Here is a 13,366-nt window from a genome sequence, read left to right on the forward strand (position 1 = left end):
GGCCTCCTCGTCGTTCATGGTGCCGGCGCCGCTCCCCCGGGGGTGCTGGGGGGCTCGTCGGCTCGCTCCTCCGTCCTCGCGGACGGGGGCGGCCCTCCTACCTTATGTCCGGCACGGGGCCTGGAGGGGCGGGACGGACCGCGGGGAACGGGTCTCAGGCGCCGACGCGGAAGCGGACGAAGCGCTTGAGGGTGACGCCGGCCTCGTCGAGGACCTTGGCAACGGTCTTCTTGTTGTCCTTGGCGAACGCCTGCTCGAGAACGGCGTTCTCCTTGACGAAGCCGGTGACCCGACCCTCGACGATCTTCGGCAGGGCGGCCTCGGGCTTGCCCTCCTCGCGGGCGGTGGCCTCGGCGACGCGGCGCTCGTTCTCGAGCTCCTCGGCCGGGATCTCCTCGCGGGAGAGGTACTTCGGCGCGAAGGCGGCGATGTGCTGGGCGACGTCCTTGGCGGTGTCGGCGTTCTCCTGGTCGAGCTCGACGAGGACACCGATGGTCGGCGGGAGGTCCGGGTCCGACTTGTGCATGTAGACGCCGACGAAGCCGTCGTTGTCGAACTGCGCGAAGCGGCGGAACACGATCTTCTCGCCGAGGGTCGCGTTGGCCTCGTCCACGAACTGCTGGACGGTCTGGCCCGGGGCGATCTCGGAGGCCAGGGCGGCGTCCAGGTCGGCCGGGGAGGTGGCGGCCACGTGGGCGGCGATCGCGTTGGCGACCTCGACGAACTTGCCGCCCTTGGCGACGAAGTCGGTCTCGCAGTTCAGCTCGACCAGGACGCCGGACTTCTTGTCCTCGGCGATCAGCGCGGCGACGGCGCCGTTGGAGGCGTCGCGGCCCTCGCGCTTGGCAACGCCCTTCTGGCCCTTGATGCGCAGGAGCTCGACGGCCTTCTGGACGTCGCCCTCGGCCTCGTCCAGGGCCTTCTTGCAGTCCATCATGCCGGCGCCGGTGAGCTCACGGAGCTTCTTGACGTCCGCGGCGGTGAAGTTCGCCATGGTTGTGATCTCTTCTCACGTCTCGCGTGTCTGCGTGGGAAAGTGCCGGGGCCCGGGGTGCGGGCCCCCGGCACGGGAGAGAGGGGCACCCACCGGCTCAGCCCGGCCGGTGCCCCTCGCCCTGGTGGTGCGTCAGGCCTGCTCGGCCTCGGCGGCCGGGGCCTCAGCGGCCGGCGCCTCGGCAGCGGCCTCGGCGACCGGAGCCTCGGCAGCGGCCTCGGCCGGGGCCTCGGTGGCGGCAGCCTCAGCGGCGGGGGCCTCGGCGGCCTTCTCGCCCTCGAGGATCTCCTTCTCCCAGGCGGCCAGCGGCTGGTCGGCGCCCGGCTCGGCCTTGGTGTCGCCCTTGGCGACACCGGCGCGGGACTTCAGGCCCTCGGCGACGGCGTCGGCGATCACGCGGGTCAGCAGGGTGACGGAGCGGATGGCGTCGTCGTTGCCCGGGATCTTGTAGTCGACCTCGTCCGGGTCGCAGTTGGTGTCGAGGATGGCGACGACCGGGATGTTGAGCTTCCGGGCCTCGCCGACCGCGATGTGCTCCTTCTTGGTGTCCACGATCCAGACGGCGCTGGGCACGCGCTGCATGTCGCGGATACCGCCGAGGGTCTTCTCCAGCTTGTCGTACTCGCGCTGGAGGACCAGGAGCTCCTTCTTGGTGAGGCCGGAGCCGGCCACGTCCGTGAAGTCGATCTCGCCGAGCTCCTTGAGGCGCTGCAGGCGCTTGTAGACGGTCGAGAAGTTGGTCAGCATGCCGCCCAGCCAGCGCTGGTTGACGTACGGCATGCCCACGCGGGTCGCCTGCTCGGCGATGGCCTCCTGGGCCTGCTTCTTGGTGCCGACGAAGAGGACGCTGCCGCCGTGGGCAACGGTCTCCTTGACGAACTCGAAGGCGCGGTCGATGTAGTTCAGCGACTGCAGGAGGTCGATGATGTAGATGCCGTTGCGCTCCGTGAAGATGAAGCGCTTCATCTTCGGGTTCCAACGACGGGTCTGGTGACCGAAGTGGACGCCGCTCTCCAGCAGCTCCCGCATCGTGACGACGGCCATGTGCCGTGCTCCTCGTGTGTTGCCCGGCGCGCCGTGGGGGCAGTCGCGCCCTGCGGGGTGCCGGGGTACTCGGTTTTGTCCGTGCCGGTCGGGCGACCGTCACGCCTGACGCCCCGACGTGCCAAGCCGCCCGGCCTGCGCGAGGCTTGCGGCCTCGGCGGGCTCGGCGGACCGAGCGGCACTCGCACCGTCACGGCCGCTCCCCCGAGGGGGGCGGACCGCCGGTGGCGGGGCGTGCGAAGTCGACCCGGCAGACCGGGTCGCGTGTGAAGTGTACGGGAAGCCCCGAGCGGCGGGCGACTCCCGGCGCTCCCGCCACCCTGTTCAGCGCCGTCCCGCCCGGCCCGCCGCCTACCGTTCACTCCTGCGGGGGACGGCAGTTGTCCACAGCCCCCGGTCTGTCCACAGGCCCCGAATCCGACGCGCGCGACGGACCGCGCCGGCCCCACCCTGGTGACCCGCCCCGGCGGACGGGGCGGCGTGCGGGCTGCGGCCGTGCTGTGGGTCTCGACGGGTTCGGAGGTGCAGCGTGTACGGGCGGGGTGGTTCGACGGGGTGGCGGCGGTGCCGGTGGCGGACTGGGGCGGTGCCGGTGCCGGTGATGACGTTGGTGTTGGTGTTGGCGTTGGTATCGGTGGTGGCGCTCGGTGGGTTGGCACCGGCGTCGGCCGGGGCTCTTCCGGCCGGGGCCCCTGCGGCGAGGGCCGCCCCGGCGGCGCGTTCCCTCGCCGCGGAACCGGGGCCCGGGCGGGGGCGGGTGTGGCCGGTGGGCGGCAGGTCGGGGCTGCTGCGGCGGTTCGATCCACCGCCCTCGCGCTGGGCCGCGGGGCACCGCGGCGTGGACCTGGCGGCCGCGCCGGGCACGGTGGTGCGGGCGGCGGCGCCCGGGGTGGTGACCTTCGCCGGGCAGGTGGCAGGGCGTCCGGTGGTCGTGGTGACCCACCCGGATTCGGGCGCTCCCCCGCTGCGGACCACCTACCTGCCGGTGGCGGGCTCCGCACCGGTCGGCACGGGCGTCGCGGCGGGCGACCCGATCGGGGTGGTGACCGCCGACTCCGGTCACTGTCCGGTCGACTGCCTGCACTGGGGCCTGCTCCGCGGCGACCGCTACCTCGACCCGCTCGCCCTGCTCGGCTCCGGCCGGGCCCGACTGCTGCCGCTCGGCCCGCCCTGACGCCCGGTCAGCTCCCGTCCGGCTCCGGCTGCTCGTCCGCGCCGTTGGCGCGGTCCGTACCGCCAGGGCGGTCGGGGCCGCTGGAGCGGTGGGGGTCGCCGGGACGGTGGGGGTCGCCCGGCCGGCCGGTGCGGTCGTCCGGCCGCGCCTGCGACTGCCCCGGCTGGGGGCCGCCCGGGCGCAGGCCGTCGAGGGCGAAGCGCACTGCGGCGTCGGCGATCTCCCGGACGGCCGCGACTCCGGCGGTACCGTCCTCGCCGCGGGCCCGTTCGATCTGGCGGACCGCCGCTTCCACCACGCCCTGGAGCAGCGCCGCCGCGACACCGGGCCGGCCGTGGCCGAGTTCCTCTAGGGTGCGCACCACCATCGCGGTCAGCCCGGAGTGGGCCGCCCGGATCCTGGACCGCGCGGCGTCGTCGAGTTCGTACTCGGCGACGGCCACCACGGCGCGGTGCACCGGGTCGGTGGCCAGCGCTACCTGGCCGCGGACGTACGCCTCGATCCGCTCGGCCGCGCTGTCGCAGACCGCCATGCCGGCCTCGATCTCGGCCGCCCAGAGCGGGAGGTCGACCGTGCAGAGCGCTTCCACCAGTTCGGACTTGGAGCGGAAGTACTCGTACACCGAGGAGCGCGCGAGACCGGCGCGCGCCGCGAGCGCGCCGAAGCTCAGCGCCTCCCGGCCGCCCTCGGCCAGCAGGACGCGCGCGGCCTGCAGCAGCGCTGCCCGCTGCAACTGTCGATGCTCGGCCACCGTGGCCGCCCGGATTTTCGGCACTCCCCAACTGTACGGACGCTGACGGCAGGTGGACACGACATCACGCGTCCACCAGCCACCACGTGCCGCGCTGCACCTGTCCTCCGGCCGCCCGCACCTGCCGCCGCTCACCGGGCATCGGACATCTTCGCCCGCAGCTGCAGCACCGATTTGGTGTGGATCTGGCTGACCCGGCTCTCCGTCACCCCGAGCACCTGGCCGATCTCCGCCAGCGTCAGGCCTTCGTAGTAGTAGAGCGTCACGACGGTCTTCTCCCGTTCGGGCAGGGTGTTGACCGCCGAGGCGAGCAACCGCCGGAGTTCGCGGTCCTCGGCGATCTCGACCGGGTTGTCCGCACCGCTGTCCGGCAGCGTCTCCATCAGGGTGAGCCGGTCGCCGCCCTCACCCGCCGAGTGCAGCAGTTCGTCCAGCGCCACCACGTTGGCGAGCGACAACTGGCTGAAAATGGTGTGCAGGTCGTCGAGCGGGATGCCCATCTCGGCCGCCACCTCGGGGTCGTGCGGAGTCCGCCGCAGCCGGGCCTCCAGCGTGGCGTAGGCCCGCTCGACCGCCTTGGCCTTCTGGCGGACCGACCTGGGGATCCAGTCCAGCGCCCGCAGTTCGTCGATGATCGCACCGCGGATCCGGCTGATCGCGTAGGTCTCGAACTTGATCGCCCGGTCGATGTCGAACTTCTCGATGGCGTCGATCAGCCCGAACACCCCGGAGGAGACGAAGTCCGCCTGCTCCACATTGGCCGGCAGCCCGACCCCGACCCGGCCCGCCACGTACTTCACCAGCGGCGAGTAGTGCAGGATCAACTGGTCCCGGAGCCCGTGGTCCCCGGTCTCCTTGTACGAGCGCCACAGCGCCTGCAGCGCGGACTGGTCGGTGTCCTTCGCCCGGTCGCCGCCCTTTCCGCCCTCGTCCGCCGCACCGCTGCGCGCACCTGGTGCGGGGGACGGCGCGGGCACCGTCGCTCCGGCTCGCGCAACCGTCTCCGCGCCGCCGTCCGCGCCCGTCCGCCCGCTCGACGCACCCGGTGCACCGGAGGTACCCGGCGCGTCCTGCCGGTCATCGGTCCTCGTGGACGCCTTCTCGCCCTGCTTCGCCACCACCCGGGCTTCGGCTCCGCCAGGAACCTCCGTCCCGGCCAGCGCCGCGGCGCCGGCCGACGTCTCCACCGGGGCCCGGGCCGGGGCCGGGCCCGGAACGGGGGCCGGAGCGGGCAGCGGCACCGACGGTGGTGCACCTGGCCCGGTGCTCGAGCCCTCACCGGGGTTCCGGACCGGAGGCTCCGGCGAGCGCGCGGGCGGCGGGCCGCCCGTCTGCCTGCGGAGCTGGGCGCTCCGGGCGGAGGACTCCTTCGCCTTCGCCCGCGCCCCCCGCTTGGCCTGACCGCGCACCGGACGCCCGGCGGAGGACGGAGTCGAGGCCGGGGACGGAGCCGGGGGCTCGGCGGTGGCCGGACCGGGCCGCGGCCGGTCACCGCCCGACCCACCACTGCTCCGATCGCCGTTGCCGGCCTGCCCGGCTCCGCCCTGGCCACCGACCTTGGCCCCACCGGCCTTGGCACCGACCGCGCCGGTACCGCCGATTCGAGCACCGCCGGCTCTGGCCGGCCCGGCCGAACGAACGCCCGTGCCAGTGGTCGTAGCGGTGTCCTCTTCTCCGCGCGGCCGCGATGTCGCCACCGCGGCGGGTTGTGCCGCCTGCGGGCAGGGCAGCACCTGACCGGTCCGGTCAACCGGTGGACGTGCCGGGGCCGGCCGGGCGGTGGGCCCGGGCGGAGCCGGTGGACGCGGGAGGGGCGAGGACGGGACGGGACGGGTCTGGGACTGTGGGGCCGCGGTCGGGGTATTGCCCGGCCTTGTCATTCCCACGACTCCCGAGGACCTGACCCGCAGTTCCGCGGCGTTGTGGGTCTCGGCCCCCGTCCCGTCCGGGGACCGACCGTCACCGGTCATCCTGTGTCCGGGAATGTGAGTGGGCATGCGTTGGTCTGCGCCGTTCTGCCGAGTCATGTGCTGATAGGGACGCCATAAGCGAGCGTAGCGTGACCGAGTCGCTGCACAGTGCTACCGCCACTCGGGCGTCGCCCGATCCGGTGGCAGCAAAGGGCACCATCGGCGCGTCGCGGACAGTCCCCGAGCTGCCCCGGATGCTCCCGCCCGGCCGATCCGCCGACCAGCACGGACCTGCGCACCGGCTCCGAGCGCCCTGGGCTCGAACCTTCGCCGTGGCGCCCGACCAACCCTGCCGCCCTGCCATCGTCCCCCAACTCGCCCTGCAACACCTCCTGTTGACCGGTTGACCCGTTCGGAACCCTTCAGCCTGTCCGGCTCTGACCGAATGCGATCACTTGCGGCGCACCAGCCTCCAGTGCGCTCCGTGCCGCTCGACGAAACCGAGCGAACTCAGTTCGTGGAGGTGCTGGACGGTCGCGGCCTCGGAGAGCGCCGCGTAGTGGGCGAGCCGTTGGACCGGCGCACCGTCCGCGCTCGCCGGAACGGCTTCCAGCACTCGGGCCACCGGCGGCTCCAGCGCGTCCCTCGGCAGGATCGGCCCGACCCGCTCCGGTGCCAGGTCGGCTCCGATCGCCCCGATCAACTCGCCCACCTCGGCACCGCTGGTGACCATGGTGGCCGCCCCGCTCCTGATCAGGGTGTGCACGCCTGCCGAGAGTTCGGAGGTGATCGGGCCGGGGATGCCCATGGTGTGCCGGTTGAGGTCCCGGGCCCGCCTGGCGGTACTGAGTGCGCCGCTGCGCGGCGCGGCCTCGACCACCACCGTGCCGCGGGTGAGCGCCGCTATCACCCGGTTCCGCAGCACGAACCTGAACCGGGTCGGGTTCATCCCGAGTGCCAGTTCGCTCACCAGCAGCCCGTCCCGGCCGATCCGCTCGATCAGCGACTCGTTCCCGCGCGGGTAGCAGATGTCGACGCCGCTGGCGAGCACGGCGATCGTCATTCCGTTGACCGCGAGCGCCCCGAGGTGTGCGGCGGTGTCCACCCCGTAGGCCGCGCCGGACACCACCACCCAGCCGCGCTCGGCCAGTTCGGAGCCGAGCTGACCGGCGACGTGCCGCCCGTACGCGGTGCAGGCCCGCGCCCCGACGACGGCCACGGACCGCAGGGCGAGCAGGCGGAGGGACGGCAGCCGATGCGTCGGCAGGCCCCGGATCCACAGCCCGATCGGGCGGCTGTCGCCGAGGTCGTCGAGCTGGGAAGGCCACTCGCTGTCGCCCGGAATGATGAACTTCCCACCGAGCTTGGTGATCCGCTCCAGGTCGGTGGCCGGGTTGAACTTTCGCAGCCTTTCCTGGTAGGCGGTGATCCGGTCGGCCCCGAGCCCCAACCTGCTTGCCGGCGCCCCCTCGTAGAACCCCTGCAACAGCCGGACCACGCCCAGCCGTTGGACCGCTCGGCCGATCGCGGCATCGCCCGGCTCGATCAGCCTGGTGAGCGCTGCCCGGGCGATCCGCTCGGGCTCGGGCGGATCCGGCGGGGCCACCGGCGCGGCCCAGCCCGTGGGCCGGATCGTCCGGTGCTCGACTCGTGCCGCCCCGGTCGGGAGGAGGTGGACGGGGGCCGCAGCCGCCGTCGCGCGGTGTACCGCCGGTGGTCCGCCGCCCTGGATCAGGTGTCGGAGCCGTTCGTTTCCGCCGCACGTCACCCGGGTGTCAGCCTGGTCGGCCGCATCGGGCGGGCGTGGCGGGTACGACCGGCCCGGTGGGCCGGACGGCTCCGGACCGTCCGGGAGTTGGCAGCGATCGACCCCGCCGGGCCGTACGGTGCCAGGCCTGCGCGCACCGGTACACGGCACGGGCCGGTCGGTTGCCGGTGCCTGTGGTGGAGCGGTGGAAAGGTCAGTGCGGTTGAGAGGCGCGGGGTCCCAGGTCATTGACGCTCCTTCTGCTGCTGCTTGCCCGTCCGGCGGCAGAGGGGGATGTCTCCCACCTGGACCGCGATCAGGTCGAACAGGGCTGGGCCGTTCAGCCGTTGGGCTGTTGAGGGTGCCGAGAGGTGAGGGGCGGTCAGGACTCGCCGCCCGGGTCGGTGTCCGTGCCGGCGTCCTCGTACGGGTAGCGCGGGTCGTTCCTGCGGTCCGTCGGGCGGAGGACACGCTGCACCCCGGTGCGGAGGGTGAGCGCGGTCTGGATGTCGGACCGGTTCGGGCAGTTCCGGCCGGCCAGGTCGGCGACCGTCCAGGCCACCCGTAGGACGCGGTCGAGACCGCGTGCGGTGAGCAGGCCCCGGTCGAGGTCACGTTCGGCGTCGGCCAGCGATCCGGGTGCGAGCTGCCAGCGCGTGCGCAGTTCGTGCCCGGGCACTTCGGCGTTGGTCCGCCACGGGGTGTCGGCGAGGCGAGCGGCGGCCCGTGCCCGGGCCTCCCGCACGCGTGCGGCGACCGTCGCCGTGCTCTCGGCCTTTCCGCCTTGCTGCATCAGTTCGGCCTTGGTGACCCCGGCAACCTGCACCTGGAGGTCCACTCGGTCCAACAGCGGACCGGACAGCCGCGCTTGGTAGCGGTTGACCATGACGGGTGTGCATTCGCACCCTTCTCCTCTCAGTGAATAGCGGCCGCAGGGACAGGGGTTGGCGGCCAGGCAAAGCAGGAAGCGGGCGGGGAGCCGCATCGAGCCCGCGGCTCTGGCGATCATCACCTCCCCCGATTCCAGGGGTTGGCGCAGCGCGTCGAGGACCCGGACCGGGAATTCGGGTGCCTCGTCGAGGAACAGCACGCCGCGGTGGGCGAGGGAGACGGCTCCGGGCCTGGGCAGTCCCGTTCCGCCGCCGACGATGGCGGGCATGGTCGTCGAGTGGTGCGGTGCGCAGTAGGGCGGGGTGTCGATCAGCGGGCGGTCGGGTGGGAGCAGGCCGGCCACGGAGTGGATCGCGGTCACTTCGAGGGCTTCGCTGGGGGTGAGCGGGGGGAGCAGGGCCGGGAGCCGTTCGGCCAGCATCGTCTTGCCGGCGCCCGGCGGGCCCTTCAGGTAGAGGTGGTGTCCGCCCGCGGCAGCGATCTCCAGGGCTTGGCGGGCCTCGTACTGCCCGGCCACGTCGGCCAGGTCGGGCCGGACGGCCTGGTCCGAGGTGAGGTCGCGGACGCCGAGGCCGGGGAGCAGCAGTCCGGCGAAGGAGGAGTCGGGACGGCCGGTGGACGGGTCCGGTGGCTCGTCGGGGAGCGGGGCGTTGGTGAGGATCGCGATGAGCTGGCGCAGGCTGCGCACTCCGAGGACGGAGACGCCGGGCACCAGTTTCGCTTCGGCGGCGGTCTGCTCGGCGACCACGATCTGTCGGTAGCCGGCGTCGGCCGCCGCCAGGACCGCGGGCAGGACTCCGCGCACCGGGCGTACGCGGCCGTCCAGTCCGAGCTCTCCGATGATCAGCATGCCGTCGATCGACGCGGGGTCGAGCCGTTCGGCGGCCGCCAGGACGGCACAGGCCACCGCCAGGTCGTACCCGCTGCCGCTCTTGGGTACGGAGGCCGGGGTGAGGCCCACGGTGAGTTTTCGCAGCGGCCACTTCTCCCCGCTGTTGGAGACGGCGGCGCGGACCCGGTCGCGGGCTTCCAGGAGGGCCTTGTCGGCGAGGCCCACCAGGCTGAAGGCGGCGAGTCCGGGTTCGAGGTCGGCTTGGACCTCGACCACGACGCCGTCCACTCCGACCAGGGCGACCGAGCAGGTGCGGGCGAATGCCATTCAGACCGCCCCGCGCAGGTGCTCGACCGCGGCGGCACCCCGGCGGGGGTTGACCACGGCGACCAGGTCGATGCGGACGCCGCCGGGCGGTGGCGGGGCCGGCCCGCCGCTCTCCGCGTCGGGTTGCGGATCGACGCCCCCGGCCCGTTCGGCGGCGAGCACGAGTTGGGAGAAGTGCACCGGCCAGCGTTCGACGAGCCACCGTTCGGCGAGGTGGCGCAGCCGATCGGCCTTGGTCCGGTCGATCGCCTCGGCGGGCTGCTGGAAGCCCCACTCGGAGCGGGTCTTCACCTCGCAGATCGCCAGGGTGTCCCCGTCGAGCGCGACGATGTCGAGCTCGCCGTCGGCGCAGCGCCAGTTGCGTTCCAGGATGCACAGGCCGCCCTCCGCGAGTCGGCGGGCGGCGACCTCCTCGCCGTAGCGTCCGAGGCCGTTGGTGGAAATCTTGTTGGGGTTCTGCACGGCAACCACCTCCGGTCGGAAGGTTGCCGTGAGGCGCCGAGGGTGGGCCAGCGGAATCGTCAGGCCTGTGGATAACCCGGGCCTGTGGATAACTTGGTTCACCCGTTCGAGCGACAAATCGAAAAATGCGCTGGACAGTGCTCGATCAGCGCAGTCAATCTCGGTGGCCCGGGCACCGTCGCAGCTCACGGAGGTGCGGCAGCCCCGGCAGGAGGGCACGGTCGGCCGTGCCGTTCCCACCGGGCACCCGGCCCACCGGAAACCGGTCGCCCGGTCGCGGGGCGGTCAGTTACCGAAGGCGGAGTCGTCCGAGGGCAGCTCGAGGTCGCTCTTGGCCAGCTCCTCGATGTTCACGTCCTTGAACGTCAGCACGCGGACCTTCCGGACGAACCGGGCCGGTCGGTACATGTCCCAGACCCACGCATCCGCCATCGACACTTCGAAGAACACCTCGCCCTGCACCGAGTGCACCTGGAGGTCGTAGTCGTTCGTCAGATAGAAGCGCCGCTCGGTCTCAATCACGTACTTGAACAGGCCGACGACATCCCGGTACTCCCGGTAGAGCTTGAGCTCCATCTCGGTCTCGTACTTCTCGAGGTCTTCGGCACTCATTCCAAGCGTCCCCTCACTCGTCACGTCCACCCCATTGTGGACCACCGGGCCCGTGCTCAGAGCCTTACTGGCCGTTCTGGCGGTCCTTCCGTCAGAACCCGTGCCACCAGTTCGACCAGTCCGCGAGGGTGGACGGTCTCCCCCGTGGCCCTCAACTCCCCCACCGTCCACCAGCGGACGGCCAGCAGCAGCGCGTGTTCGTCCGCTCCGCCCTCCACCAGTGACACCGCGGTCCGGGTGGTGCGGGCCAGTCGGAACCACTGCTCCTGTCGATACTCCCTGCCCCGGAAGGAGAACTCCGCCGTGCCGTACGCGACCAGCGGTCCCCAGTCCACGTCCGTCAGCCCGATCTCCTCGGCCAGCTCGCGCCGGGCCGCCTCGGCCGGGCTCTCGCCCGGCTCGATGCCGCCGCCGGGTGTGATCCACCAGGTGGTCCCGGGCTCGGCCGGGTCCGTCCCGTGCAGCAGCAGGACGCGGCCGTCCGGGTCCAACAGCAGCACCCGGACGGCCCGGCGATGCTCGACCACCATCTGGTTCAGCTCCGTCCTGAAGCGCTGGGCCCGTCTCCTGGCGAGTGCCGCTGCCCGGGCCGGTGCGCCGCCGGCCCCGGGATCAGGCCTTCCGCCGCCGCAGCCGCCCGGCCAGCGAGACCACCCAGCCGACTGCGGAGGCGACCACGATCAGCACCGCGCCGACGGCTGCCGCCCATGCCGCGGGCACCAGCGGGCCGGGGTGGTGCGCGCCCGGTGCGCCCAGTTCGTCGAAGGCCGTGGTGCGCTGCTTCAGCCCCGCCTGGGACAGCGGCTGGATCACCGCTTCGACCTTCGCCTTCACCCCGGAGGCGGGCACCGAGCCGAACGCCACGTCGAGGTGGCTGCGCGAGTCCAGGGAGTTCCCCCGGAAGTCGCCGAGCAGGAACAGTCGCCCCTCGGGCACGGTGATCGAGAACTCGGTCGTGTTCATCGCCACGGGGGTCAGATAGGGCTCGGACACCTGGTGCCCGTTGACGGCGATCCGCCCGTCGAGGCCGCCGGAGACGGTGTCGCCGCCGACCGCGACCACGCGCTTGACCAGGGTCGAGCTGCCCCAGTCCGGGTCCTGGAAGACCACGATGTCACCGCGGCCGGCGGATCCGCCGGTCCGGGCCAGGACAGTGTCGCCGGCCTTCAGGGTCGGGCTCATCGAAGCGGTCGGGATCCTATAGGGCCGGTACTGGAGGGCCAGCGTCCCGAAGCCGCCGACCAGCATCACGAAGCCGAGCGCGATCACCACGCCCTGGACGATCGACCCAACGCTCCGGTGGCGGGCCGGCCCGGCCTCGGTGCGCGGGGTCTGCTCCGCAACACTGCTCATCGGTTCCGCCCTCTCCTGGTGCTCGGGCGCTCCGGGCGAGCGCTCGCGGCCGGTGCGCCGCCGGCCGTCCTGGTCCGGACAGCACTGCGGGCCGTGGCACGTGCGAGCAGATTACTCGCCAGTACCACGGCCCGCGCAAGAGGTCTTCCCGGCCGGCCGGTGTCCGGTCAGCGGCGGCGCCTGCGCACCCACCACACCGCGGGGACGGCGAGCGCCGTACCGGCCATCGCCGGAGCGAGCGGTCCGGCGGCCAGTCCCTTCTGGTCGAAGGTGTCCGGGACGGGCAGCGTCGCCCAGTCGCCGATCGGCCAGGCCACCACGAACGCGCGGCCGACCACGTTGCCGACCGGGACGGTTCCGCCGCCGGGCTGGTCCATGTGGTACCGCGAGTCCAGCGAGTTGCCGCGGTGGTCGCCCATCACCCAGATGGTGCCCTTGGGCACGTTCACCGGACCGAAGGGCTTCTCCCCGCACGGGGTGTTGCCGGGAAAGATGTACGGCTCGTCGAGCGCGACGCCGTTCACCTTGACCGGGCCGGAGCCCTGGCACTCCACGGTGTCGCCGCCGACCGCGATGACCCGCTTGATCAGGTCCTTCTCGTCGCTGGACGGCATCAGCCCGATGAAGCTGAACACGTCCTGCACGCCGCGGACGAAGGAGTTGTCGCTGCGCTGGGTCGGCTCGTCGTTCAGCCAGCCGCCCGGGTCCTTGAAGACCACCACCTCGCCGCGCTCCGGCTCCGAGCCGAACCAGGGAGTGAGCTTGTCGACCAGGACGCGGTCACCGACCTGCAGCGTGTTCTCCATCGACCCCGAGGGAATCGAGAACGCCTGGACGAAGAAGGTCTTGATCACCAGGGCCAGGATCAGCGCGATGCCGATCAGGATCGGCAGTTCCTTCCAGAAGGAACGCTGCTTCGGTGCCTTCCTGGACGTCGCCGCCGAATCCCCGGTGGCTTCCGCCCCGTCCTCGGTGTCCCGGAGCTCCTCGCCGTCACCGGCGGGCAGCCCCTCCTGGTTGCCCACGGGTTCCCCGTCGGGCTCCGGAGCACCTGAGCGGGCACCGATCACCAGATCCCCCACGACATCTCCTCCCTGCTGTGCGGACGCCTGCGCGCCCGCGCTCACGAGTGCCGCACAGCGGGCACCACACTCTGCGATCGACCGAAAGCCCGCCTCTGGCTTGCCCTACTGGGGCAGGCCCGACACCAGGCCGGAACCGAGCACTTCACACTTCTCTATCACTACCGGTCGACGTGCCCGTGCTCCC

Annotated in this window: 11 protein-coding genes and 1 pseudogene; 1 reads left to right on the plus strand and 11 read right to left on the minus strand. The window is 72.6% G+C overall.

What is annotated here, in order from left to right:
- Positions 1-154: 154 nt before the first annotated feature.
- Both tsf and rpsB read right to left on the minus strand, forming a co-directional pair.
- Positions 155-994: a translation elongation factor Ts gene (tsf, locus tag EDD39_RS00105; protein ID WP_030908890.1), complete on the minus strand. Its 840-nt coding sequence runs from the start codon at positions 992-994 to the stop codon at positions 155-157.
- Positions 995-1,126: 132 nt separating this feature from the next.
- Positions 1,127-2,038, minus strand: coding sequence for a 30S ribosomal protein S2 (rpsB, locus tag EDD39_RS00110; RefSeq protein WP_123552630.1), 912 nt, complete (start codon positions 2,036-2,038; stop codon positions 1,127-1,129).
- 766 nt (positions 2,039-2,804) lie between these two features.
- On the opposite strand from rpsB, the gene EDD39_RS00115 reads away from it, so the two are divergent.
- Positions 2,805-3,212, plus strand: a complete 408-nt coding sequence (locus EDD39_RS00115; protein WP_244256543.1) for a M23 family metallopeptidase — start codon at positions 2,805-2,807, stop codon at positions 3,210-3,212.
- Positions 3,213-3,390: 178 nt separating this feature from the next.
- Here EDD39_RS00115 and EDD39_RS00120 read toward each other — a convergent pair.
- From EDD39_RS00120 to lepB (EDD39_RS00160), 9 genes and pseudogenes are all read right to left on the minus strand, one after another.
- Positions 3,391-3,963, minus strand: a pseudogene (locus EDD39_RS00120) (TetR/AcrR family transcriptional regulator); the annotation flags it as partial.
- A gap of 131 nt (positions 3,964-4,094) precedes the next feature.
- Positions 4,095-5,990: an RNA polymerase sigma factor WhiG gene (gene whiG / locus EDD39_RS42485; protein ID WP_341869271.1), complete on the minus strand. Its 1,896-nt coding sequence runs from the start codon at positions 5,988-5,990 to the stop codon at positions 4,095-4,097.
- 334 nt (positions 5,991-6,324) lie between these two features.
- Positions 6,325-7,479, minus strand: a complete 1,155-nt coding sequence (dprA, locus tag EDD39_RS00130; RefSeq protein WP_123552635.1) for a DNA-processing protein DprA — start codon at positions 7,477-7,479, stop codon at positions 6,325-6,327.
- Between the two features lie 523 nt (positions 7,480-8,002).
- Positions 8,003-9,670, minus strand: a complete 1,668-nt coding sequence (locus EDD39_RS00135; protein WP_123552637.1) for a YifB family Mg chelatase-like AAA ATPase — start codon at positions 9,668-9,670, stop codon at positions 8,003-8,005.
- Entirely contained in the window at positions 9,671-10,141 is a 471-nt protein-coding gene (locus tag EDD39_RS00140; RefSeq protein ID WP_425269623.1) for a YraN family protein, read from the minus strand. It lies immediately after the preceding gene.
- 276 nt (positions 10,142-10,417) lie between these two features.
- Positions 10,418-10,744 (minus strand): DUF2469 domain-containing protein, encoded by a 327-nt coding sequence (locus tag EDD39_RS00145; RefSeq protein ID WP_030458804.1) that lies wholly within the window; start codon positions 10,742-10,744, stop codon positions 10,418-10,420.
- 56 nt (positions 10,745-10,800) lie between these two features.
- The gene (locus tag EDD39_RS00150) at positions 10,801-11,274 is read right to left on the minus strand and encodes an NUDIX hydrolase (RefSeq protein WP_123552639.1); all 474 of its coding nucleotides are present in this window, start codon (positions 11,272-11,274) and stop codon (positions 10,801-10,803) included.
- An 82-nt stretch (positions 11,275-11,356) separates the two neighbouring features.
- Positions 11,357-12,097, minus strand: coding sequence for a signal peptidase I (gene lepB / locus EDD39_RS00155; RefSeq protein ID WP_123552641.1), 741 nt, complete (start codon positions 12,095-12,097; stop codon positions 11,357-11,359).
- Between the two features lie 167 nt (positions 12,098-12,264).
- Positions 12,265-13,179, minus strand: a complete 915-nt coding sequence (gene lepB / locus EDD39_RS00160; protein ID WP_030458807.1) for a signal peptidase I — start codon at positions 13,177-13,179, stop codon at positions 12,265-12,267.
- Positions 13,180-13,366: the final 187 nt, after the last annotated feature.

It is taken from the genome of Kitasatospora cineracea, assembly GCF_003751605.1.
Taxonomy (GTDB): domain Bacteria; phylum Actinomycetota; class Actinomycetes; order Streptomycetales; family Streptomycetaceae; genus Kitasatospora; species Kitasatospora cineracea.

Excerpts from the sequence above, each read along its gene's own strand:
- tsf (WP_030908890.1), bottom strand. The coding sequence starts at position 994 with ATGGCGAACTTCACCGCCGCGGACGTCAAGAAGCTCCGTGAGCTCACC.
- rpsB (WP_123552630.1), bottom strand. The coding sequence starts at position 2,038 with ATGGCCGTCGTCACGATGCGGGAGCTGCTGGAGAGCGGCGTCCACTTC.
- whiG (WP_341869271.1), bottom strand. The coding sequence starts at position 5,990 with ATGACTCGGCAGAACGGCGCAGACCAACGCATGCCCACTCACATTCCC.
- EDD39_RS00135 (WP_123552637.1), bottom strand. The coding sequence starts at position 9,670 with ATGGCATTCGCCCGCACCTGCTCGGTCGCCCTGGTCGGAGTGGACGGC.
- EDD39_RS00145 (WP_030458804.1), bottom strand. The coding sequence starts at position 10,744 with ATGAGTGCCGAAGACCTCGAGAAGTACGAGACCGAGATGGAGCTCAAG.
- EDD39_RS00150 (WP_123552639.1), bottom strand. The coding sequence starts at position 11,274 with ATGGTGGTCGAGCATCGCCGGGCCGTCCGGGTGCTGCTGTTGGACCCG.
- lepB (WP_123552641.1), bottom strand. The coding sequence starts at position 12,097 with ATGAGCAGTGTTGCGGAGCAGACCCCGCGCACCGAGGCCGGGCCGGCC.